This is a genomic window from Arthrobacter sp. R4-81 (genome assembly GCF_054792365.1).
Map to the genome: position 1 here is coordinate 867,387 of NZ_CP096445.1, position 23,290 is coordinate 890,676.

Below are 23,290 nucleotides of genomic sequence, written 5' to 3' on the forward strand. Positions count from 1 at the left end.
AACGAAAATCAGGGCAACGTCAATGCGGTGTTACATCAGGATCTCCCGACCCTGCTCAACAGGCTGTCCTATAACGCCCGAGACAAAGTCCGTGGCTGCGGGTCCAAGCTGCCGATGGATGGCGCCGAAGAGGGCATAAGCTTCACTGCTCGGCCAGTCCTCCGGCTGCAGTTCGCGGGGCAGGACGGGGTCGCGGAAGGGGAATCTCCGGAAGTCGCCGATTACCTGCATGCGCTCAATCAGGGCCGTCTGCCCGTCCTTCTGCGCATTCAGTGGCTCGTTGTCGAGATGGTTGTATGTGCGGATGAACTCGCGGTAGTCGGAACCAAGGTGCTCCAGATCCCAGCAGCGCCCTGCAATATCCCGGTCCTGCTCCAGATCGCCGGTTCCACACCACAGCACGTCGATCTTTGCCAAGGGGTACTCAGCGGCGAGCCCGCGGACGTCGTCGAAAAGGTCGTGCGGTGCCAGCCAGGTGGACGGAGACAATTGCCCGAATCCGTGCCAGGCCAGCCGCTTTCGCAGTTGTTCGCGGACGGCGCGCTCGGACTCGGGAACCTGGTAAATCACCATGGTCCAACGGCCCTGCCAGCTCTCCTCCCGGTGGCGGAAAATTCTTTCCCGGCCTTCATTCAGGATTTCCAGCATGTGCGGGGTGAGGGAGTAGACGGTTTCCCGCCCTACCCGGCGGGTGGTGAACCAGCCTTCCTTGCGGAGCCGGGAGAGGTTGACGCGAACCGTTGCGGGCTCGACATCGAACACCGCCAGGAGCTCCGTTATGTCAGCAAGCCGCACCTCGCTCCCGGCGTAGCGGAGGTAGTCCCCGAAGAGATCCAGGATCAGGGCTCTGGGCTTCCACTGCATAAGACTCCTCAAATTGTGTGCCGTCCGGGTGAAGGATGTGTAACAACTCTGTTGACGAACAACATCTTTATGTTACATTCAGTTGTGGGTCAGGTCACAAGTAGACCGCCCCTATCTCTGGAACACCCACAACGTCGTGTATATCACCTGGAGTCCCCATGGCTTTCCCTTCGCCGGCATCCCCCTCGGTCCGTCCACGTAAATCGGCCGCCCTCGTCATCTTCCTCTGCTTCCTCGCCATCGTCTTCGACGGCTATGACCTCGTGGTCTACGGGGCAATCGTTCCCAAGCTCCTGGCCTACGAGCCGTGGGGCCTCACGCCCGTACAGACCGGCGCAATCGGCAGCTACGCCCTCGCCGGGATGTTCATCGGCGCGATCCTCATTGGATACCTGACGGATGTGATCGGCCGCCGAAAGATCATGATGGTGTCCATTGCATCCTTCTCACTGCTGATGCTTCTGACGGCATGGGCACCAACCCCCGAGCTGTTCGGCCTGTTCCGCTTCCTGGCAGGCCTCGGCCTGGGCGGTGTTATTCCCACGGCCATCGCGTTGACCGTCGAGTTCTCCAAGCTGAACCGCCGCAACTTCAACAACGCGCTGATGTTCTCCGGGTATGCAGTGGGCGGCATCCTCGCCGCGCTGCTCTCCCTCGCCTTCCTTCCCACGCTGGGATTCCAAGGCATGCTGGCGCTCGGCGGCATTCCGCTCATCACCGTCGTTCCCTTGCTCTTCAAATTCCTCCCGGAGTCTCCCGCGTACCTCGCGGCCAAGGGAGAGCGCGTGCGCGCTGAACAACTCGTGGCCGACTACGGGCTGGAGCCGCTTCCGCCAGTCCGGGTGAAATCTGATGCCCCTGAAACCGGTAGGTTCCGCACCCTTCTGTCCGGGCGCCTGCTCGGTGCCATGGTCCTCTTCTGCCTCGCCGGGATCTGCGGCCAAACGCTGGTCTACGGGCTGAATACCTGGCTGCCGCAGCTCATGGTTATTGCCAAGTATTCGCTTGCCTCGTCCCTTACCTTCCTTCTGACGGTCAACATCGGCGCCGTGGTTGGCGTGTTGGTGTCCTCCCGGCTCGCGGACCGCTTCGGCCCCCGGCCTGTCACGGCGACGTCGTTCGCCAGCTCCGGAATTGCCCTGGTGCTCATGGGAACCGGGATCATGCCGCTTCCTGCCATGTACCTTCTGGTTGCCGTGGTGGGCTTCGGTTCAGTGGGCGCCCAGATCCTGGTCAACGGCTTCGTGGCAACCTACTTCTCAGGAGCAACCCGCGCCACTGCCCTTGGAATCACGCTCGGCATTGGGCGGATCGGCGCCGTGCTGGCCATTTCGGGCGGCGGCATCCTGGTGGCGGCTTCCCTGGGCAACTTCATCAACTTCTCCGTCTGGGCTATCGCAGCAGCCATTGGCGTTGTCGCAGTTTTGTCCGTACCCCGGCTCGCGCCCGAAGCCACAAGTTCCACAGAGGGGACCGGCACGACGACGGCGGCCACTGCGACTTCCAACGACCTCTTCATCCACTGACCCCGGTCCGTCAAACTCATCAGCAGACAAGCTAAGGAGCCACCTTGCAAGCCCAGCTCATCTCCACCCACACCGTAGAGTCCGCAGACGGCACCTCAATCGGGTACCGGAAGCTCGGATCGGGAAGCCCCATCGTTCTGGTCCACGGCAGCATCTCCACCGGCGAGCAATGGCTGGGTGTGGCCGAGCATCTGGCCCAGGCGCACACGGTCTACATCATGGACCGCCGTGGCCGAGGGCTCAGCGCCGACGCCGAGGACTACTCACTGACCACTGAATCAGATGACATCAAAGCCATGCTCGGCGTCGCCGGTGAGGGTGCCGCACTGCTGGGGCATTCCTACGGGGCGATCTGCACCCTGGAGGCGGTTCGGACGGGAGCGGCAGTCTCCTCGCTGGTGCTCTACGAGCCGCCGCTGCCCATCGATGCCCCGACGGCCGGCGCTGCTTTGCCCGACTATGCAGCTGCGGTGGAATCCGGAGACGGGGACAAGGCGATGCGCATCGCTGCCGAGCACTTCCTGAGGATCTCATCCGAAGAAACCGAAGGCCTGGCGGCATCCCCACTATGGGCGGGCATGGTCGAGCTCAGCCCCACCTGGACACGCGAACTGAGCGAGATCGATCTGACTGCGGCTCTCATCGAGCAGTACGGCGCGCTCAGCGTCCAGACGCTGCTGCTCGTTGGCGAGGTGAGCCCGTCCCACCTGGTGGGCGCTTCACGGCACCTCGGGCAAAAGCTGCCGAACGTAACGGAGACCGTATTTCCCGGGCAGAACCACTTTGTCCACGTGATGGATCCGGCGGGAACTGCTGAAGCGATCGCAGTCTTCCTGCGTAGGTAATACTGCACGCGGACGACGGCGGGAGATCCCGCCGTCGTCCGCGTGCTCCTATTAATACCCTGTCGACTTAATACCCTGTCGACGGAACTGGCAAAGGCGGATAACGTTTTCCCTGGTGAAGACTTTGAGGCAGAGCTCAAGGGGAGAGTTTCAGGGAGGATAGAGAGTGCTGTCGTATCGCTTGACCTTGCCGGAGGCGGCGCCCACGGCCGTCGTCGTTGCCATCCATGGCTTAGTGGAGTCGGTGGCGTGCCTGGAGGCCTCCTTTCCGGACTGGGTTTCCTCTGGTTGGGCGGTCCTTGCCTTCGACCTCCGCGGACACGGAAGCTCCCCCCGCTGGTCAGATGACCATCTGCAGAGGCATCCGGGAGACGTCATGGTGCAGGACGTGCTCGAAACCTTCAGCACCCCGGAGCTTCAACTGCTGGAGAGCCTCCCCACACTGTATTATGGGCATTCCGCCGGAGGGGCTGTGGCAGCAGCTGTCGCAGCGGCCGCTCTACAGCAAGGCACATTTGTTCCGGCGAGCGTGCTGCTTGAGGATCCCTTCTGGCGGCTTCCCGTCACGCCCTTCCAGGAGCGCAGTGTGGCCGAAAGCGCTCACGCCCACCTCGTTGACGTCCAGTCAAGAACCGCTACCGAGCGCAGGGGCATCAGGAAGCGCGAATGGCCAAATTGGAGCGCGGCTGAGATTCTCCGGAGTTCCCAGGCGCAGGAGGATTGCGATCCCCGCCTCGTCCTTAACGGCAACGTCATTCCCACAACGCCATGGCCGGACCTGGTCGCTGCCCTGACCGACTCCGGCGTCCCGGTTCTGATCGTCACGGGAACAGTTCGAACCGGGATCACCGACGAACACCAGCGGATTGCGCAGGCAGCCGGCGCCAGCGTCAAGGTCTTCGAGGGCGCATCCCACTTCGTCCGCCGGGACATGGAGGACAGGTTCATGCGCACCGCAGGATCCTTCTTTACCGCGAGTCTGGCAGCGACTGTTCCGGTTGCTAAATCGCAGCTGCCCCTGCCGTCAGGAAGGTAAAAAGCTCGGCGGCGGGGCCACCCTCTGCTGATGCAGGGCCCAACGCGCTAGCGTCCATGGCGATGGAGAAATGGGTGTGGTGTTGAACCGGGTCCGGAAGCGGTCCGGCAATCCTGACTCCCGGAACGGCCTGAAGCTCGCTCAATTGCTGCACGGCCAGGTCCGATCGCCCGTCCAGCAGCGCCAAGGCGGTAAACCCCTGATCCACTACGGCCGCCGTTTGGTTCACCCGTTCCGAGATGCCCAGCTCCCTCAATAACCGGGCAAAGTAGACGCCGCTGGGCCCGTACCGTGAGTAGGCTACGGAACGCGCCGCCATCAGGGCAGCGGTGAGCGACTTCACGGTGGAAACGTCCGGAGGATCGGTCCCGGGAGGAACCGCGACTCCGATGCCCGACTTTGCGAACGGCGCCAGCGTCGTGGCATCCAGGAGCCCCATTGCTCCCAACCGCTCCACGGCTGAGGTGACGCCGATGATGACATCCGGGCGGGCGCCGTCGTCGATTTCCTGCATGAGGACGTTCGTCGGAGCATAGTGGGCTTCCACCGACTGCCCTGACACTTGCCTGAATTCAAGGAGGCGCTCTTCAACGGCTTTTCGCAAGGCGATGGCGCAGAACAGGGACAATCCGCGGCTTAGCTGCATGGCACTTGCTCAGACCTCAGCCGGGGCCAGGACGATGTCGAACCGTGTGCGGGCCCAGTCGCGGCCAGGCAGGTCCCTGCTGTCGGGAGTGGGGGTGCCCGGTGCCTGGAGCTCGAACCTCTTGATCAGGGATTCCTTGACGCCGAAGACGCTGTCGCCGATGTCGATCTGCGGATCTCCCTCCACAAAGATGTGCGTCACCAGGGTCCGCAGCCCCTTTGCTGTGACCATGAAATGCAGATGGGAGGCGCGGACAGGGGAACGGCCGGTTGCTTCAAGCATCTTGCCGACGGGTCCATCATGGGGAATCGGATAAGGAGTCGGAGTGAGGCCCCAGAAGGCGTACTTGCCCTCATCGTCCGAATACAGGTGGGCGCGTCCGGCAACCCGGTGGTCGGTGTACTGGACGTCGTAAAAACCGTCTTCGTCGGCTTCCCAGACCTCGATCCGTGCTCCACGTACGGCGCGCCCCTCGGTGTCGGTGACTGTTCCTTCAACCCAGCAGGGCTGCCCCGCCGCTTCTCCGGCGATGTCCCCGCCGATGGGGATCTCAGGGGCATCAGTGACGAAAAAGGGTCCGAAAACCGTGGCCTCGGTGGCGCTCTTGTGGGTCTGGTTGTTGATGGCGATGGTCTGCATGGAGGCGCCGAGGACATCCGAGAGCAGGATGAACTCCTGCCGCGTGTCGTCGGTGATGTGGCCTGCGGCTGTCAGGAAGGCGATCCCGGCATTCCATTCCTCCTCGGTCAGGCGCACGTCGCGGATGAAGGCATGCAGATGCCGGGTCAGGGACTGCATCAGCTGCTTGAGCCGCGGGTCTTCCGTTTTGTCGAAAGATGCGGCCACGGTGTCCACAAGGGACTGCTCGACGGCGGCCTGCTCCGCAGTGACTTCCTGCGGACGAAGATACTGGCTGCTTTGAGTTGTCTCAGACATGGCTGGCTTCCTTGTTTCTGATTGGACCAGAGGCCGGGGTGGTTCCGAAGTAGGCGGCGCGGAGGAGTTCCTCGAGATTAGCTGCGGTAACAGGGCGGGGGTTTCCGGCAGGGATCGCGGGCAGGATCAGCCCTACGGCTTGAGGGATGTTCGCCTCCAGGAGGCCATGTTCCTTCAGCGCAGTGGGCGCGTCCAGAGTGGAACGGAGAGCGTTGAGTCCGGTGACGGCGTCGTCAGCTCCCAACGCTGCGGCGATCCGGCGCTCCGCATCTGGCGCGAACGGTGCGTTGAACGCGAGGACATACGGCAGGACCGTGGCGTGGGTCTCCGCATGCGGCATGTTGTAGGCCCCTCCGAGGACGTGGCAGATCTTATGGTGCATTCCCGAACCGGCCGAGGCGAAGGCCACCGCTGACAGATAGGCGCCATAAAGAGCCTGCTCCCGGCCGGGAAGGTCCTGGGGATTGTCCTTGATCCGGGGCAGCCCGCTGGCAAGCGCACGAATGCCTTCAGCCCCCAGTGCCTGATTAATAGGATCGGCCCGGGGAGCCCACATGGAATCGATGCAGTGCGCCAAGGCGTTCAGGCCAGAGGCGATCGAGAGCCGGGGCGGCAGCGAAAAAGTCAGTTCGGCGTCGTAAATCACCGTTCCGGGAAGGACATTGTTGTCCACCCCCGTCGCCTTCCGGGACGCTTCCGTCAGACCCCAGACGTTGGTCGCTTCCGAGCCGGCGTACGTCGTCGGCACAGCGATGATCGGAAGCTTCGTGGTCATGGCGACCGCCTTGGCCAGCCCGGTGGTGGAACCGCCGCCAACACACACGAGCAGATCGATTCCGTGCTCGAGTGCGGCGGCGCGGGCCTTCTCTGCCTTATCGATGGGCACATGCGGTGCTACATCGCTGTAATAAAGGGCGACGTCGACGCCTGCGCTCACTCTCTCCGCGATGGGGGCTTCGAATTCGCTGGCAATCACCATGACACGGGTTGCCCCGAGTCGATCCACTTCGGCGCTGAGGTTTTGCGCAGCCTTCCCCGTGCCGAAGCGGACGCGCTGTCCCAGGGTCACATGCTCAAAAGTCAGTGTCATTACCTGGTTCCCAGAGTCACGGCTCCGGCTGAAACCAGGGCAGCTGCCGTATCAGCACTGCTGCCCAGCCGCAAAAGCTTCTCAGCATTCCGGAAACTGATCTTCTCGCGATCCGATTCACTGATGGGTGCGTTGTCCAGGAACTTCGCCGCGTCCTCGATGGTCTCGAAGGGGTAGTCGGTTCCGAAGAGAATGTGGTCCGCGCCCACAGCAAGCATCGCGCACAGCAGTGGAGCGGGAGAACACACGCCGCTGGTAGTGATGTAGAGGTTGTCCCGAAGATATTCGGAGGGCTTGCCCTTGGCGAGCTCAATGCCGTGGTGGTTGTGGAAGTCCCACCTGGAGTCCAGCCGCCACAGGACATACGGCAGGCCTTCGCCCATGTGTCCCAGCAGCAGCTTGGCGTTGGGGAAGTCGTCAAATACCCCGCCGAAAATGAGCCTGAGGGCGTGGGTTGAAGTGTCGATCCCCCAGCTCCACATGGGGCCAACCAGTTCCGGATGCCCGCTCAGCACGTCGGCGGTGTCCACGCCGTTGGCCGGGTGCAGATACAGCGGCACATCAAGTCCTTCGGCCATTTCCCACACGACGCGGAGCTTGGAGTCGTCGAGGTACATGCCGTTGGTGTGGGCGTTGACCAGCGCGCCTTTCATGCCAAGTTCAGTGACAGCACGCTCTAGTTCCCTGGCTGCTGCCTGGGGGTCCTGCAGGGGAAGAGCGGCGAAGCCCGAGAAGCGCGTGGGCCGCTCGGCCATCACCCCGGCGAGGAAGTCATTGACCGTTTTCGTCTTGGCAACAGCGGTTGCGGGGTCCTTCTCCGCCTGGATGCCGGGGGAGTTCAGGGAAAGGACTTCCATGTCGATTCCGTGGAGGTCCATTTCAGGAAGGCGCTCTTCCGTGAAGTCGAGAAGGCGCCTCGAGGCATCGGCCCACGCCTGGGGCTGGGCAATGGAACTGGTGCTGGTTCCGTACCCGACAAGGTCCGGAGTGACGAAGTGTTCTTCGAGGGCAATCTTCTTCATAACGAGCTCCTTTGGCCGCAAATCAATTCACTAATATGCATTGACTTCACTAATAATGAATCCTACTCTGGCACTGTGTCAAGGATCACAGGAGTGGTCCGCTCCAGGGAATTTGAGGATGACGATGGAAAAATTTGATGTTGCCGTCGTGGGGTACGGCCCGGTTGGAATGGCCACGGCAGCGCTGCTGGGCCAGGCCGGACACAAGGTGGTGGTGCTGGAAAGATACTCAGGGCTCTACAACCTGCCCCGTGCCGCAATATTCGATGACGAAACCATGCGGACCTTCGCCCGCTTGGGAATCGCGCAGGAACTGCTCCCCAAGGTCAACGCCCAGCGCAACTATGAGTGGCGCAATGCCTCCGGGGAACTGCTCATTGAACACGAGTTCGCAGTAAAGGGGGCCTCCGGGTGGGCGGAGTGGTACATGATGTACCAGCCTGAGCTCGAGGACGCCCTGGACCGTCTTTGCCGGTCACTGCCCAACGTCACGGTGCGGTTCAACTCACCGGTTGACGGCTACGTCGAAACCGCAGACGGTGTGGAGGTGAACTGCCCTGACGGCGTTGTTGCTGCCAGCTATGTGGTGGCGTGCGACGGCGGGAACGGCTTCACGCGCGGATGGCTCGGTTCAGAGCTGGAAGACTTCGGCTTTTCCGAACCGTGGCTGGTGTGCGATTTCCGGCTCACCGGTGAGGTGGAGCTGCCGCACGCACGCCAGGTCTGCGACCCGCGGCAGCCCCAGTCCGTCATTTCGCTGGGCCCCTCCCACCACCGCTTCAGCTTCATGCTCGATTCTGAAGAGGCCTTCCTGGTGGAGCGGGATCCGGAGAAGGTGTGGGACCGGGTGGCGAACTACCTGTCACCGGATCAGGCAGAACTCATCCGCGTGGCCACCTACACCTTCCGGTCCCTCATTGCCGGGTCGTGGCGGCAGGGGCGGATTCTCCTAGCAGGAGATGCTGCGCACCAGATGCCGCCGTTCCTCGGACAAGGGATGTGCTCCGGAATCCGGGACGCCCAGAACCTCGCGTTTAAACTCGATCTTGTACTTACGGGCAGGGCCGAGGACACTGTTCTTGACAGCTACCAGACCGAGCGCGAGCCCCATGTTGCGGCAGTTGTCCACAAGGGTATCGAGCTCGGCAAGGTCCAGACCATGCGTGATCCTGAAAAGGCCCGGCAGCGTGACAACCAGCTCCTGGAAAACCGCCGGAACAATATGAAGCCGGAGAAACTGAGATTTCCGGGGCTGGGGCCGGGGTTCATTGCAACCACCGACCATCCCGCCAACGGACGGCTTTTCATGCAGGACGAGGTCCGGACTGACAGCGCCTCCGCCCTGTTCGACGAAGTCTTCGGCTACGGATTCCGTCTCCTGTGCGACGCACGCTGGTATGCGGAGGCAGCCCTGTCCACGGCAACCCCGTCTGGGGACGTCGTCGTTATTGATCCGGCCAGCGGCGACGTCAGTGGTTCCTTTGCCGACGTCAACGGCACTTACCTGAGCTGGTTCCGGGACAACGATTGCGGCGCTGTCCTGGTCCGTCCTGATTTTTATGTGTTTGGCGCCGCACGCACAGCCAGCGAATACGAATCCCTCATCCATGAATACCAAAAAGCCTGCTCAACGGTGAGCAGCACGGCAGCATCAGTAGGAGTGTAAGCCATGTCCACAATCCATAAGAATGCCGGGCCCGGGGACGTCCGCACCATTACCGAGCGCGTCCTGCTGGCCGTCGCCTTTGTTATCGCCATGCTCGAGGGCTACGACCTTGCCGTTTATGGCGTCTCCGTTCCCGCCCTGCTCGCTGACAAGTCGCTGGCGATCGATAAGGGATCAGCCGGTGTCCTGGGCTCAGTCGTGGGAGCCGGAATGCTGATCGGCGCCGCCCTCGCGGGTGCCTTGATGCGCAGGATCGGAGCCCTTCGGCTGATCCTGACAAGCTGCGTTGTTTTCTCTGCAGGCATGGTGATCTCGGCCGCGGCTCAGAATGTGGCACTTTTCGGCATCGGCCGGGCGTTCGTTGGCCTCGGGCTTGGCATCGTCCTCCCCACGCTGTTGGCTTATGTGGCAGACCTTTCCGTCCCGGAACACCGTAACCGCAACACCGGAATCGTTATGGCCGGCTATGCAGCCGGCGGTCTGGCCGCTCCCCTGCTTGGCGCGGCACTGCTCCCTGCCACCTCATTCCGTTGGCTGTACATCATCGGTGTTATTCCGGCCCTGGTTATCCTGCCGTTCGCGTGGAAACTGCTGCCGGTTCCTCCTGTCCACTTGCTCCGGACCGGCAAGGTTGCCGAGGCACACCATCTCAGCGAGTCCATGGGCCTGCCAACACCGGTACTCACAGTGGCAGGAAGACGCCACCTTGCCGGAATCGGCCCGCTGTTTGCTCCGGGGATCGCTGGTGCCACGCTGCTCTTCTGGGTGATGACGTTCTGTGGCTTGCTGCTGGTCTTCGGCATCACGGCTTGGCTTCCGACCATGATGCAGGCCAACGGCTATTCCCTGGGTTCGGCACTGCTGCAAACCGCCGCCATGTGGATAGGCGTCGCTGTAGGAGTCATCATCGGCGGCCGGATTGCCGACCGCATTGGCGCCAAGCCGGTGGTGGTCGTCGCCTTCCTGACCGGAGCTGTCAGCCTGCTCGTCATGAGTCTGAACCCCAACGTCGTCGTGCTGTTTATCTTTATGTTCCTCAGTGGTGTGGGCTTTATCGGCTCGCAGATTCTGGCGAACGGATTCATCCTGACCCGCTACCCGGACGACATCCGGGGCAGCGGATTGGCCTGGGCACTGTCCTTCGGCCGCGTTGGTGCCATCGTGGGACCATCATTGGGCGCCTGGGTCATGACTTCCGGACTCTCCGTGGAATGGAACTTCTACGCCTTCGCCATCCCGGCAGTGGTCGGAGCCTTTGCATCGATCCTGGTGCCGAAGGTCAAAGTGAAGGCGATTTCCGTTCCTGAGCCCGCACCGGTGTCACTCAAAATACCAGCCGCCGAGGTTTAGGCAGGGAACAGAGCCCGCAGAGACCAAGTACACTGGCCGCACCCCGAACCTGCCGCAAGCAGGCCGGGGTGCGGCAGGTGTTTTTGGCTGTTCCGGGAACCAACAGTTTTTGGGAACAAACAGTTTTGGGAAAGACAGGGGAGTGAGCTGATTTGAGCGAGTCGGAGCAGGAATCGGCCGCGGAGCGCCAAGGCATCCAATCCGTTGAATTGGCGATGCGCATACTGCTCGCCCTCGAGGACGGCGGGGGACCGATGCCGCTCTCCGAAATTGCCGAGCGCAGCGGCTTCCAGCCCAACAAGGCCCACCGCTACCTGGTCAGCCTGGTCCGCTCCGGACTTGCCTCCCAATCACCGAAGACAGGCAGGTATGACTTCGGCCCTGCCATGCGGCGGTTAGGCGCAGAGTCGCTGCGCCGGACCAATGAAGTCTCCGTGGCCTCGGACTACGCCATGAGGCTTCGCGACGCCTGCGGGCACTCCGTCAACCTTTCAGTCTGGGGCGAAGACGGACCGGTCGTGGTCCGCTGGGACTACGGATCGCACGCACTGCCCTTCAACGTTCGGGTGGGCGCCAAGCTTCCGATGTTGACCTCCTCGGGCGGACTGATCTTCCTCGCCTACTTGCCGGAATCCATGTCCGCCGCTGTGTTGGCCGCCGACCGGGCTCGTCTGAGCGCCGAGGCGTACTCGGAAGCAGACATCAACCGGAAGCGCCAGGATGTTCTCCAGGCAGGCTACGCGGTGACCTCGGGCGGGATTATCCCGGGTGTTTCCTCGGTAGCCGCTCCCGTCTTTTCTTCAGTCGACTCCTTGCCTTTGGCCATCACAGTGGTCTTCCCGGCCGAAGACGTGGACAAAGCTGAATTGGAAAAGGTGACGGCAGCGCTGCTGGAAACCACGCGGACCGTCTCCAACGAGCTGGGCGTCTCCTCCGACAAGGCCTCCTAACGCGTGCGCCCGCTGACGGTCTAGCTGACGCCCCCGCCGCCTGCGCCCGCCGTCTGCCCCCGCCGTCGGAGTCGCCGGAGACGTGCCGGAGTAGCCGGAAGCTTCCGGCGACTACGTAGGTTTCCCGCGATTTGGCCGTATTCGGTGGCAGGAGACCGGATTCCCAGTAGGGCTTCAAACGGCATCAGCACGCCCCGGATTACCAGCGCCCATTGACTTCCGGCGGCGGAGGTCTACCTTTGAAATACGTCAGCAAGGATCTGTTGAGCGCAGGTGCGCTGCGGGGGACAGCGCCACACATTACCCGGCCGTTTTGACCCTCGAAAATGGGGGCGTCGGCCGGTATCCCATCAGCTTGGTGCCGCCCCTAAGCGCCCATAACCTTCGTCTCCAGGTGGTCTCCAATGTCCGTGACTGTTGTTACAGCCCTCGCAGTTAAATCCTTCGATGCCCCTGACAAGAAACGGTGTCCCGATAAGGCCGAGTTTGATCTGGTCACGGTGGATGACTTCTCGGTGGTTCGGCTGATTCTCGAGCCAGGCTGGCGCTGGTCTGAGAGCATGAAACCCTTGGAAGAAACCGACTTCTGCCAGCACAATCATCTGGGCTTCTGCGTGTCCGGAGTATTGGAGGTTGAAACGGCGGACGGCGTTCGGTCCACGATACGTGCTAACGACACCTACACTTTGCCGCCGGGACATGATGAGTGGGTGGTGGGCTCAGAGCCGTTTGTCGCCGTCGAATTCCTGGGGGCAGCATCGTTCGGCCGGCCGACCAGCCATGGAGTTCACGCCAGGATCTGATACGGCAAAGCACGGAACGCACCAGGCGCTCGACCGGAAACCCGGCCGAGCGCCCTGCATACTGCCTGAAATACACTTCTCTGCTAACTGCCTAAGCCCGGCATGATTTTTCTTATCACCCCCTGGAAACCGTCGTCGCTGCGCCGACAACGACCGGCGCGATGGTCACCGAGTCCGCCCCGCCTTGGTGATCCGGGAAAGTGCTGCAGCACCGAGTGCGGAGCGCGGCAGAAGCGACCTGACGGCATAGGGCTGAAGAGACCGGCTTCAGCTCAGCTGAACTCCTTTAAAGCCGCTGTAAGAAGTTGTCCAGGATCGCCCAGGTGTTGGTGGATTCCCCCAGAGGCCACCAGTTCCCCGTTAATAACGACGTCCGTCACGTCACTTGCAGTGGCGCTGAACGCCAATTGCAGCGGCATGGATCCGGCGGTGCGTACGGAATCCGGATCAACGGCCATCAAATCGCAAACGGCTCCGACGGTCAGTGCAGCCGGAGCTATCGGCGTAGCCATCGAAGCTGCTGCCCCTTGCGTGGCGGCGTACCGGAGTTCGTTGGGCGAGAAACGTCCGCGCTCGCCGGAGTCCAGGCGTTCCCCGCTTTCCAGCAGGCGCATCTCGACCCAAGGGTCGATGACGGCGTGCTGGTCGGTACCCAGCGCTACGACGGCCCCGGCGTCGGACAAGGCGCGGGCCGGGCCGATTCCGTCGGCCAGGTCGGCTTCAGTACTCGGACACATTACGACCGTCGCATGGGCCGCACCGAGCAGTCCAACGTCTTCCTGTGTCAGATGGGTGGCATGGACAACCGAGAGCCGCCGGGAGAGTAACCCATGGCGTGCCAGCAGCCCGGTAGGGGTCACACCGTACTCCTGCAGGCAGGCCCGGTTTTCAGCCTCCTGTTCACTCAAGTGAATATGCAGCGGGAGATCGGCGGGCAGTTGTTCGGCCACGGTCTTGAGGGCGTCCTGGGGAACTCCACGGACCGAATGCAGCGCAGCTCCTACCGCCGCCATTACCGGGTCAAACTCCTGCGCAATTGCTGTCCTCAGTGAGGCGAGTCTGTCCAGCCAGGCTTGGGCATTGGCATCCCCGAACCTGGCCTGGTCTGAGCTAAGGGGTGTGTTGATTCCTCCCGCCAAGTACAGAGTGTCCAACAACGTCAGCCGGATCCCCGCTGCGCCGGCTGCCCTGGCTAATGCCAGTTCCATGGCGTGGGCCTGCTGATAGGGCCTTCCGTCGGGCTGGTGGTGCACGTAGTGGAATTCAGCAACACTGCTAAAACCGGCCACCACCATTTCCGTAAAAACTGCGGTGGCCAGTTGTCCGTAGGACTGAGGCGTGAGCTCACCGGCGCTCTTGTACATGTGCTCGCGCCAAACCCAAAAATCCCCGCGCCCATCATGGGTGCGGCCACGAAGGATCCTGTGAAACGCGTGGGAGTGGGCATTGGCGGCGGCAGGGAAAACTACTCCACTGAGAACTCGGTCGCCCTCCTCGGGACTGGTGCCGGCCGCCATCCTTGAAATGACACCGCCCTGTATCTCCAACCGCACGCTTTCTCTGATTGTCGGGGAACCGTCCCTGCCAGCCACGAGGGCTGACTCGCACCAGTAGCCGCTCACAGCAGCCCCTCCAGAACGTCAGCAAGGGCTGTCGCGCCATCATTGGCGTCCTCGTCCGAAACGTGCTCCTCAGGCGAATGCGATATTCCGCTCGGGTTGCGCACGAACAACATTGCTGAGGGCACATGGCCTGCCAACACTCCGGCGTCGTGCCCTGCTCCCGTCGCCAATACTGGAGCCGCCGGAAGGATGCGGCTTATCCGTTCCGTCAGGCCGGCGTCGAAATGCACGGTGTTGCTGTATGACTCCTCGGTTAGAGTCACTGAACAGCCCTCGCCTGCGGCCATCTCCCGAGCCGAGCCGTAGATGGCTTCGATCAGTCCTGCGGTTACGGCGTCGTCGGGATGCCTGGCGTCCAGCCACATGTCGACCCTGGAGGCGATCACATTTGTGCCGCCTGGAACGGGTATGAGACGGCCCACTGTGGCACGCGCATCGGGTCGCGATGCGGCAATCTTCCGGACGGAGAGGATGATCTGCGCTGCAGCAATCATCGGATCAGCCCGGTCGGCCATCAGAGTGGTCCCGGCGTGGTTCCCCTGGCCGCTGACGGTCAGCCTCCAGCGGCCGTGGCCAAGCACTGAACTGCCGATTGCCATCGCCGGACCCGTTGATCCCAGCCCGATGCCCTGTTCCACGTGGAGTTCGACGAAATCTCCTATCTGTTCCAAGGCTTTCGGATCAGAGCCCAGGTGGCGGGGATCCAGGCCGTTTGCCCGCGTAATGTCGGCAAACGTATTGCCGTCGCCGTCGCGCAGGTTCAGGGCTTTATTCACATCGATGGCCCCGGTGAGGAGCCGCGATCCAAGGCATGCCACGCCGAATCGGGATCCTTCCTCTTCGGGAAAGACCGTAACGGCAAGCGAACGTCGGAGGAGTGTTCCCCGCGACTTGAGAATATCGACGGCAGCCAGGGCGGAGGCGACTCCGAGCGGACCGTCGAACGCTCCGCCGCCAGGGACGGAATCAAGATGGCTTCCTGTCACCAGCGCACCCTTTTGCGGTTCTCCCCACCAGGCCCAGATGATTCCGTTGCGATCCGTTTCAACGTCCAGGCCCCGCTCTTGTGCCTGTTCGATAAACCAGGACCGTAAGTCGAGCTCAGCGGTCGAGTAAACAGGACGGGAGTAGCCTCCCCTGACGGGGTCTCGGCCCACGTCCCCTATGGACTCAAGAAGCTGACTGACTGTTTTCACATTGAACCTCCGGCTTGAAAGCGATCAGGAGAGGAGTCCCGAGCACAGTACTTGCCACCAAGTAAAAACCAGATTCCATTAGGTAGCAAGGGCTGGTGGGAGTTTCCGGAAGTTTTTACAGCTCGGAAACATGCTGTTTTCCTTGAGCGGGGCTTTCGTTCCGGATTGAAGGAAAACGTCGTAACTTTAGAACTTCCTATTGCCATTGAGTGAAAGTTGGTTTTTACTAAATGGCATACAAGGTGATTCAGGCCACTTGAGAGCAGGCATGCAGTGGGAGCAGATTCCTCCACCCGGACGGTTGAAAGGGCACTTGCCCTGCTAAGCGCAGTATGCACAGACGGTGCCCTCAGCCTCAGTGACGCAGCGCGCGTCGCAGACCTGTCAGCCAGCACGGCACTTCGCCTTCTGCGCACCCTCGAAGCCAGTGGGTTCGTATCCAGGGACGAAAGCGGAAACTTCCGCCCCGGCGCCAGCGTGATCCAGCTCGGGGCTTTGGCCCTGGGCCACGAATCCCTGGTGTCACTGTGTACCCCCGCGATGAAAGGGCTTGTAGCCAAGACCGGCGAATCCTGTTACCTCAGCATTCCCGGACCTGGCGATACCGGCATCTACATAGCCATCGTTGAAGGCACGCACTCCGTCCGACACGCCAGCTGGGTCGGAAGAAGCATCCCGCTTGAAGGCTCGGCTGCGGGGCAGATCCTCACGGGTCGCCAGCCTGACCGGGGCTTCGCAGTTGTTCGAAGCGGCGTTGAAGACGATGTAACGGCCGTGGCCGCACCCGTCGTAATGGGTGGCCGGACGGTGGCCGCGATGAGCATCGTGGTGCCCAGTTACCGGCTGAACGAAAAGAAGGCTTTGCACATCGGAGAGGAACTGGTGGAGGTCGCGAGCAACATCCTCACACCGCCCTCCGGAGACCATGAAATGCCCCAGGAAAGCATGGAAGCAAAATGATCAAATTTGAAAATGTCACCAAGGCGTATCCGGACGGTACGCTCGCCGTCGACGGGTTGAATCTCGAAGCCCCTACAGGCAAGCTGACCATTCTGGTTGGTCCCTCAGGCTGTGGCAAGACCACTTCCCTGCGGATGATTAATCGCCTTATTGAGCCGACCAGCGGCACCATCTATCTCGATGACCAGCCCACCTCCGGCATGGACCCGGCCCTGCTCCGCCGAAGGATCGGCTACGTTATCCAGCACGCGGGCTTGTTCCCGCACCGCACCATTGTGGATAACGTCGCCACCATGCCGCTGCTGCTTGGGGAGAGCCCGAAGAAGGCCAAGGTCCGTGCGCTTGAGCTTATGGAGCGGGTCGGCTTGCCAGCCAGTTTTGCAAAGCGTTATCCTTGGCAGCTGTCCGGCGGGCAGCAGCAGAGGGTCGGCGTTGCCCGTGCCCTGGCTGCGGATCCTGCGTTCATGTTGATGGATGAACCGTTCAGCGCCGTGGACCCCGTAGTCAGGGCGCAGCTGCAGGACGAATTCCTGAGGCTGCAACGGGAGATCGGCAAGACGATCATTATGGTCACCCACGACATCGACGAAGCCCTCAAGCTCGGCGACCAGGTGGCGGTGATGCGTGTCGGTGGGCACCTGGCCCAGATGGCCGCCCCCGCTGAACTGCTGACGGCGCCAGCGGATGACTTTGTTGCCGACTTTGTTGGCCGCGACCGGGGTTATCGCTCCCTGGGATTCACCGATTCTGCGGGCGCCGTGGACATTCGCGATGAGCCTGTCGTCCAGCTCGGTGCCCCCGTCGAGGAGGCACGAATCAAAGCCTCCGGGGCCTGGGTCCTGGTCGTCGACGACGGCCGGAAACCACTTGGGTGGGCACAGGTCGAACGGATCACCGCTGAAGTACGGCACGAGCACCTCAACCTGAGCGGGACGTCAGCCTCTTCGTCAGGGAATATGCGTCAGTTGCTGGATGCGGCGCTGTCCTCGCCCAGCCGTCGCGGCGTCGTCGTCGGCCCTGCCGGCGAACTGCTGGGAACCGTGACGGCCACTGACGTCATCAAGGCGATCGAGGCGGAACCGCATCTGGAGACGGCGCGATGAACTTTGAATGGCTTGGCCGCCAATCGGACAACATTGTGTTCCTTTTCGGCTGGCACGTCCTGCTGGCAGTAACGCCGCTGATTCTGGGACTGCTCATAGCGCTCCCGCTTGGATGGTGGGCACGCCGCCAGCGTTCGGTCTATCCGTTCCTGGTGGGACTGGCCGGGCTCCTGTATACCGTGCCGTCGCTGGCATTGTTCGTCCTGCTGCCGCTCGTCCTGGGAAGCAAGATCCTGGATCCCATCAACATCATTGCTGCGCTGACCATCTACACCGTGGCACTCCTGGTCCGTGTAGTGGCCGATGCCCTCGACTCCGTCCCGGAAGACACGGTCCAAGCGGCGAAAGCCATGGGCTATCGCGGTTACCAGAGCTTCCTGAAAGTGGAGCTTCCGGTCAGCGTTCCTGTCATCTGCGCGGGCCTTCGAGTGGCGGCTGTCTCCAACGTCAGCCTCGTGTCCGTTGCTGCGCTGCTGGGGATTCCGCAGCTCGGATCCCTCTTCACCCAGGGATTCCAGCTGCGGTTTTTCACTCCTATCGTTGCCGGCATCGTTCTGTGCGTCGTCCTCGCAATGATTCTTGACGGGCTCATTATCCTGCTCAACCGGTGGCTGACACCGTGGACTCCCAAGGTGGCGGCATCATGATGAACTACCTGTTTGACCCTGCACACTGGACCGGCGCCGACGGAATTCCAACCCTGATCGGCGAACACCTCCTTTACTCCCTCATCGCGCTGGCCATTGCCGCCGCGCTGGCCATTCCCCTCGGCATCTACATCGGAGTCACTGGCAAAGGCGTCTTCATGATCGCCGGCCTCGCGAATGCACTGCGTGCGCTTCCCAGCGTGGGCCTGCTGATTCTGTTGGTTCTGCTGATCTCGCCGGCCTTTCCGTCCAAGATGGGCTACGTTGTGCCCAGCCTGATCGTGCTGGTCCTGCTGGCTGTCCCTCCCATCCTGACCAACACTTACGCCGGTGTGCGGGCTGTTGACTCCGCCGCCGTTGACGCTGCCAGGGGCATGGGGTTCCGCAGGATGAAGATCCTGACCGATGTCCAGCTTCCCTGTTCCCTTCCGCTGATGTTGTCCGGGGTGCGCAGCGCGCTGCTCCAGATCATTTCCACCGCCACCATCGCCGCCTACATTTCGCTCGGAGGACTTGGACGGCTGCTGATCGACGGCAAAGCCCAGAACGACTTCAGCCAAATGGTGGCCGGTGCCGTTCTGGTGGCCTTGCTTGCCCTGTTCTTCGACCAACTGCTTGCTTTCATCACGCGGCGCGTTGTCTCACCCGGACTGACCCGCCGCACTCTCAAGACTGTAACCAGCGTGTCCGACGCCCCGGTGATCCCGGCCGCCGCCTGACAAGTCCGGCCTTCAAGGGGCCTCTCTCTTCCTCTTCCTCGTTTCGCTGACGTATTTTCCTGGCCACAGCCTGCCCTAAATTAGGAGATTTCCATGAAAAAGTACCTGACCGGATTGACATTGGCTGCCGCAGCAGCCCTCACTCTGAGCGCCTGCGGCGGCGGCGAACCACTCAGCAGCTCCACCAACCAGGCTCCGGCAGATGCCGGATCCAGCATCATCGTCGGGTCCGCTGACTTCCCCGAGAGCCAGCTGATCGCCAAGATCTATGCCGAAGCACTGAAGGCGCAGAACGTCCAGGTCCAGGAAAAGTCCAGCATCGGCAGCCGTGAAGTCACCATCCCGGCTCTGAAGGACGGTTCGATCGACCTGATGCCGGAATACGGTGGGGCACTGCTGCAGTACCTCGATGCAGAAACCAAGGCATCCTCCTCTGAGGACGTCGCCAAGGAACTCGTCACCAAGGTCCCCGCCGGATTGATAATGCTTGAGGCCTCCGAGGCGGAGGACAAGGACGTCTTGTCGGTGAAGAAGGAAACTGCGGACAAGTACTCGCTCAAGACCATTGGGGATCTCCAGCCGGTTGCCAAGGAGCTCGTGCTCGGCGGTCCGCCGGAATGGAAGACGCGTATTAACGGTGTTGCCGGCCTGAAGTCCGTCTATGGCCTGGAATTCAAGGAATTTTCAGCGCTCGACGCCGGTGGTCCACTGACGCTCAACGCCCTGATTTCAGGCCAGATCCAGGTTGCCGACCTCTTCAGCACCGATCCCGCCCTGACAGCCAACAACCTCGTAGCCCTGGAAGACGATAAGAACCTCTTCCTTTCGGAGAACATCGTTCCGATTGTCAATGAAAAGAAGGCCACGGACACCGTTAAGGACGTGCTGAACAAGGTCTCCGCCGCCCTCACCACCGAAGACCTCATTGAGATGAACGGGCGGGTGGCAAAGTTCGAGGACATGGGTGAGATCGCCAAAGAGTGGCTGAAATCGAAGAACCTGGTCTAGGCAAGAAGTTACTGAAGGAGACATCTATGACCGCCGATTTCACTACCGGTGCCCGCCCGGTCAAAGCTGCCCGCGGCACTGAGCTCACTGCTAAGTCCTGGCAGACGGAAGCTCCGTTGCGGATGCTGATGAACAATCTGGATCCTGAGGTCGCTGAGCGTCCTGATGATCTGGTGGTTTATGGCGGTACGGGCCGGGCCGTCCGGTCCTGGGCAGCGTTTGATGCGATCACCCGGACGTTGGAGACGATGGAGGCGGATGAGACGCTGCTGGTCCAGTCGGGTAAGCCTGTTGGTGTGTTCCGTACGAATGAGTGGGCGCCGCGGGTGCTGCTGGCGAATTCGAACCTGGTGGGGGATTGGGCGAACTGGCCCGAGTTCCGCCGGCTGGAGGCCGAGGGTCTGATGATGTACGGGCAGATGACGGCGGGTTCGTGGATTTATATTGGCACGCAGGGCATTCTGCAGGGCACGTTTGAGACGTTCGCTGCGATCGCCCGGAAGCTGACCGGGGACGAGGACGGCACGCTCGCGGGCACGTTGACGTTGACCGGGGGGTGCGGCGGAATGGGCGGGGCCCAGCCTCTGGCGGTGACGCTGAATGAGGGCGCGTGCCTGATAGTGGACGTCGACGAGACCCGCCTCCGCCGCCGTGCCGGCAAACGGTACCTGGACGAGGTGGAAACGGACCTGGACGCCGCGATCGCCAAAGTCCTGGCGGCCAAGGAGGAGCGGCGGGGCTGGTCGGTGGGGTATGTGGGGAACGCCGCGGAGGTGTTCCCGGAGATCCTGCGCCGGCACAAGGCGGGCGAACTGACGGTGGACATTGTCACGGACCAGACTTCCGCGCATGATCCGCTGTCCTACCTCCCGGAGGGCATCTCCGTGGCGGAGTGGCACCGTGAGGCCGGGGCGGACCCGGAGGGGTTCACGAAGAAGGCCCAGGCCTCGATGGCCAGGCATGTGCAGGCGATGGTGGAGTTCCAGGACGCCGGGGCGGAGGTCTTTGATTACGGCAACTCGATCCGCGATGAGGCCCGCAAGGGCGGCTACGCCAGGGCGTTCGAGTTCCCCGGCTTCGTTCCGGCGTATATCCGGCCGCTGTTCTGCGAGGGCCTGGGCCCGTTCCGCTGGGTGGCGCTCTCCGGCGATCCCGAGGACATCCAGGTCACCGATGAGGCCATCAAGGAACTCTTTCCGGAGAACAAGCACCTGCACCGCTGGATCGACGCCGCGCAGGAACGGGTCGAGTTCGAAGGCCTCCCGGCGCGGATCTGCTGGCTCGGTTACGGGGACCGGGCCAAGGCAGGCCTGCTGTTCAACCAGCTCGTCAGGGACGGCAAGGTCAAGGCCCCCATCGTGATCGGCCGTGACCACCTGGATTCGGGTTCGGTGGCTTCCCCGTACCGGGAGACCGAGGCGATGGCTGACGGTTCGGACGCGATTGCTGACTGGCCCATGCTCAACGCGCTGCTCAACACCGCCTCCGGGGCGACCTGGGTCTCGCTGCACCATGGTGGGGGTGTGGGGATCGGCCGCTCCATCCACGCCGGGCAGGTCTCCGTGGCGGACGGCACCGACCTCGCAGCCCAAAAGCTCGAACGGCTCCTCACCAACGACCCCGGCATGGGCGTCATCCGCCACGCCGACGCCGGCTACGACCGCGCCCTCGACGTCGCCAAAGAACGCGGCGTCCGCCTCCCAATGGCAGAGGCCCCAGAAACCCGCTAACCAGGGCCCACACCCCACATCGATTGCTCGGTAACCGCCGTTTAGACCCACCAAAAGGCTCCTACGCAGCAATCGATCCCAAAAAGAAGGAATCATGTCCCTCCTGGAAATCGACGGTGCCACTCTTGCCCTGGCTGATATAGCCTCAGTCGCTGCGGGGGGAGTGGAAGTCCATCTGACCCCAGATGCAATACAGCGGATGGAATTTTCTCGGCGGGCGGCCAGGGAAACTGCGGCCAGACGGCCAGTGTATGGGAGGTCGACGGGCGTAGGTGCGAACCGTTCAATAGCTTTGGAACCGGAGAACCTGGCGGGAGGGCAGCAGACTCGGCACGGGCTCAACCTACTGCGAAGCCACGCCGCGGACGCAGGTGAAGCCTTGGGTCCGGAGATTGTCCGGGCCATGCTGGTGGTCAGGTTGTCACAGCTGGCCGCGGGGGCCTCGGGAATCGATCCGGCGATAGCCCAGGCTCTCGTGCGACTCCTGAATGACGACACGCTCCCAGAGGTTCGCGAGTTCGGCGGCATCGGCACGGCGGACCTGCCCGCCCTGGCCGGAACGGCCTTGACCTTGTTGGGGGAGCGACCCCCAATGGGAGACGGCCGGCTCCGCACCAGGCTGGACGTTTGGGATTCGGGTGACGCGCTTCCCTTCATCAGTTCCAACGCACTCACTATTGCGCGCGCTGCCTTGTCGCATCAGAGGCTGGAGCGTCTGCTGCACAACGCTGTCACCATCAGCGCGTTGTCCTTTATTGCGCTATCCGGAAACGCCGAGGCTTTCAGCCCAGCCGTCGCGGCAGCGGCAGACACCAAATCAGTCGCAGTCGCCGCCAACACCCTGCGATTACTCGTTGAGGGGCGCGGTGCTCCTGCACGGATTCAGGATCCTTACTGTCTTAGAACCCTGCCCCAGGTGTTCGGGTCGCAATTGGAAGAGCTCTCGTCGCTCAGAGAGCTTCTCGCCCGTCTGGTCGTGGCCGGACATGAAAATCCCATGGTCCACGGATGGCAGACCGATGGAGCCAGTAACGTGTCCCACCATGGCCTGTTTCAAATGACCAATTTGGCCCGGCGGATCGATACTCTTCAGATCGCGGTGGGATCCGCCTGCGCCACGAACCTGCGCCGGATCAACCTTCTCTGCGATCCCGCCCACACTGGCCTGAACCGGTTTTTGGCTGCCGACGACGCAGGACAATCCGGCGTCATGGCCCTCGAGTATGTTGCCGCGGCAGCGGTTGGCCGCATCCGAGCCAATTCGCATCCGGCAAGTCTGCAGACAGTGGTTCTTTCCCTTGGCTCCGAGGAGGATGCCAGCTTCGCCAGCGTCGCCGCTGAACAACTTGAATCTACCGTGCAGGCCCTTCCGACAGTGCTCGGGACTGAACTGCTCTGCGCCATTCGAGCCATCCGGCTCCAAGGGCATCGGATAGACAATTTCAGTAGCCCGCGACTCAAAGAGATGATGGCCGCAGGTCTGGATTTGGATAGCAACATTGTCGATCGGGATCTCCGGAAAGACCTCGATGCGGCCACCAATATCGTCCTCCGTGATCTCGGCGCGTAAG

At 62.2% G+C, this 23,290-nt stretch carries 21 protein-coding genes; 14 read left to right on the plus strand and 7 right to left on the minus strand.

Annotation, left to right across the window (positions count from 1 at the left end; all coding sequences use genetic code 11):
* Positions 1–30: 30 nt before the first annotated feature.
* Positions 31–864: a PaaX family transcriptional regulator gene (locus M1E05_RS04050; RefSeq protein WP_461164511.1), complete on the minus strand. Its 834-nt coding sequence runs from the start codon at positions 862–864 to the stop codon at positions 31–33.
* Between the two features lie 158 nt (positions 865–1,022).
* Between M1E05_RS04050 and M1E05_RS04055 the strand changes: the two genes are divergently transcribed.
* From M1E05_RS04055 to M1E05_RS04065, 3 genes are all read left to right on the plus strand, one after another.
* Positions 1,023–2,390: an MFS transporter gene (locus M1E05_RS04055; protein WP_461164512.1), complete on the plus strand. Its 1,368-nt coding sequence runs from the start codon at positions 1,023–1,025 to the stop codon at positions 2,388–2,390.
* Between the two features lie 44 nt (positions 2,391–2,434).
* A complete protein-coding gene (locus M1E05_RS04060) occupies positions 2,435–3,235 on the plus strand; it encodes an alpha/beta fold hydrolase (protein WP_461164513.1) in 801 nt (266 codons plus the stop codon).
* A gap of 166 nt (positions 3,236–3,401) precedes the next feature.
* Positions 3,402–4,271 carry an alpha/beta fold hydrolase gene (locus M1E05_RS04065; protein WP_461164514.1) on the plus strand — a complete coding sequence of 290 codons (870 nt, stop codon included), beginning with the start codon at positions 3,402–3,404 and terminating at the stop codon, positions 4,269–4,271.
* Here M1E05_RS04065 and M1E05_RS04070 read toward each other — a convergent pair.
* The 4 genes from M1E05_RS04070 to M1E05_RS04085 are packed head-to-tail and all read right to left on the minus strand — an operon-like array spanning position 4,237 to position 7,965.
* Entirely contained in the window at positions 4,237–4,917 is a 681-nt protein-coding gene (locus M1E05_RS04070; RefSeq protein ID WP_461164515.1) for a substrate-binding domain-containing protein, read from the minus strand. The genes M1E05_RS04065 and M1E05_RS04070 overlap by 35 nt on opposite strands.
* Before the next feature lie 9 nt (positions 4,918–4,926).
* Positions 4,927–5,853, minus strand: a complete 927-nt coding sequence (locus M1E05_RS04075) for a dioxygenase family protein (RefSeq protein ID WP_461164516.1) — start codon at positions 5,851–5,853, stop codon at positions 4,927–4,929.
* Entirely contained in the window at positions 5,846–6,943 is a 1,098-nt protein-coding gene (locus M1E05_RS04080; protein ID WP_461164517.1) for a maleylacetate reductase, read from the minus strand. The genes M1E05_RS04075 and M1E05_RS04080 overlap by 8 nt, the downstream gene beginning before the upstream one ends.
* A complete protein-coding gene (locus tag M1E05_RS04085) occupies positions 6,943–7,965 on the minus strand; it encodes an amidohydrolase family protein (RefSeq protein ID WP_461164518.1) in 1,023 nt (340 codons plus the stop codon). Before M1E05_RS04085 ends, M1E05_RS04080 begins: the two co-directional genes overlap by 1 nt.
* Before the next feature lie 124 nt (positions 7,966–8,089).
* Here M1E05_RS04085 and mhpA point away from each other — a divergent pair, with 124 nt between their 5' ends.
* The 4 genes from mhpA (at position 8,090) to M1E05_RS04105 (ending at position 12,734) form a co-directional block, all read left to right on the plus strand.
* Positions 8,090–9,631, plus strand: a complete 1,542-nt coding sequence (mhpA, locus tag M1E05_RS04090) for a bifunctional 3-(3-hydroxy-phenyl)propionate/3-hydroxycinnamic acid hydroxylase MhpA (protein ID WP_461164519.1) — start codon at positions 8,090–8,092, stop codon at positions 9,629–9,631.
* A gap of 3 nt (positions 9,632–9,634) precedes the next feature.
* Entirely contained in the window at positions 9,635–10,981 is a 1,347-nt protein-coding gene (locus M1E05_RS04095; RefSeq protein WP_461164520.1) for an MFS transporter, read from the plus strand.
* Between the two features lie 152 nt (positions 10,982–11,133).
* Positions 11,134–11,931 (plus strand): IclR family transcriptional regulator, encoded by a 798-nt coding sequence (locus M1E05_RS04100; protein WP_461164521.1) that lies wholly within the window; start codon positions 11,134–11,136, stop codon positions 11,929–11,931.
* Between the two features lie 404 nt (positions 11,932–12,335).
* Positions 12,336–12,734 carry a cupin domain-containing protein gene (locus M1E05_RS04105; RefSeq protein WP_458112036.1) on the plus strand — a complete coding sequence of 133 codons (399 nt, stop codon included), beginning with the start codon at positions 12,336–12,338 and terminating at the stop codon, positions 12,732–12,734.
* A gap of 272 nt (positions 12,735–13,006) precedes the next feature.
* On the opposite strand, the gene M1E05_RS04110 is transcribed toward M1E05_RS04105, so the two are convergent.
* Both M1E05_RS04110 and M1E05_RS04115 read right to left on the minus strand, forming a co-directional pair.
* Positions 13,007–14,356 carry a formimidoylglutamate deiminase gene (locus tag M1E05_RS04110; RefSeq protein WP_461164522.1) on the minus strand — a complete coding sequence of 450 codons (1,350 nt, stop codon included), beginning with the start codon at positions 14,354–14,356 and terminating at the stop codon, positions 13,007–13,009.
* Positions 14,353–15,552 carry an allantoate amidohydrolase gene (locus M1E05_RS04115; protein WP_461164523.1) on the minus strand — a complete coding sequence of 400 codons (1,200 nt, stop codon included), beginning with the start codon at positions 15,550–15,552 and terminating at the stop codon, positions 14,353–14,355. Before M1E05_RS04115 ends, M1E05_RS04110 begins: the two co-directional genes overlap by 4 nt.
* A gap of 273 nt (positions 15,553–15,825) precedes the next feature.
* On the opposite strand from M1E05_RS04115, the gene M1E05_RS04120 reads away from it, so the two are divergent.
* The 7 genes from M1E05_RS04120 (at position 15,826) to M1E05_RS04150 (ending at position 23,289) form a co-directional block, all read left to right on the plus strand.
* A complete protein-coding gene (locus tag M1E05_RS04120; protein ID WP_458112033.1) occupies positions 15,826–16,512 on the plus strand; it encodes an IclR family transcriptional regulator in 687 nt (228 codons plus the stop codon).
* A complete protein-coding gene (locus M1E05_RS04125) occupies positions 16,509–17,615 on the plus strand; it encodes an ABC transporter ATP-binding protein (protein WP_461164524.1) in 1,107 nt (368 codons plus the stop codon). The genes M1E05_RS04120 and M1E05_RS04125 overlap by 4 nt, the downstream gene beginning before the upstream one ends.
* Positions 17,612–18,262, plus strand: a complete 651-nt coding sequence (locus tag M1E05_RS04130; RefSeq protein WP_461164525.1) for an ABC transporter permease — start codon at positions 17,612–17,614, stop codon at positions 18,260–18,262. Before M1E05_RS04125 ends, M1E05_RS04130 begins: the two co-directional genes overlap by 4 nt.
* Complete coding sequence (locus M1E05_RS04135) at positions 18,223–18,981, plus strand: ABC transporter permease (RefSeq protein ID WP_461164526.1); 759 nt, start codon at positions 18,223–18,225, stop codon at positions 18,979–18,981. Before M1E05_RS04130 ends, M1E05_RS04135 begins: the two co-directional genes overlap by 40 nt.
* 93 nt (positions 18,982–19,074) lie before the next feature.
* Positions 19,075–19,989: an ABC transporter substrate-binding protein gene (locus M1E05_RS04140; protein WP_461164527.1), complete on the plus strand. Its 915-nt coding sequence runs from the start codon at positions 19,075–19,077 to the stop codon at positions 19,987–19,989.
* 26 nt (positions 19,990–20,015) lie between these two features.
* Positions 20,016–21,719, plus strand: coding sequence for a urocanate hydratase (gene hutU / locus M1E05_RS04145; protein WP_461164528.1), 1,704 nt, complete (start codon positions 20,016–20,018; stop codon positions 21,717–21,719).
* Positions 21,720–21,813: 94 nt separating this feature from the next.
* Complete coding sequence (locus tag M1E05_RS04150; RefSeq protein ID WP_461164529.1) at positions 21,814–23,289, plus strand: aromatic amino acid lyase; 1,476 nt, start codon at positions 21,814–21,816, stop codon at positions 23,287–23,289.
* Position 23,290 lies beyond the last annotated feature (1 nt).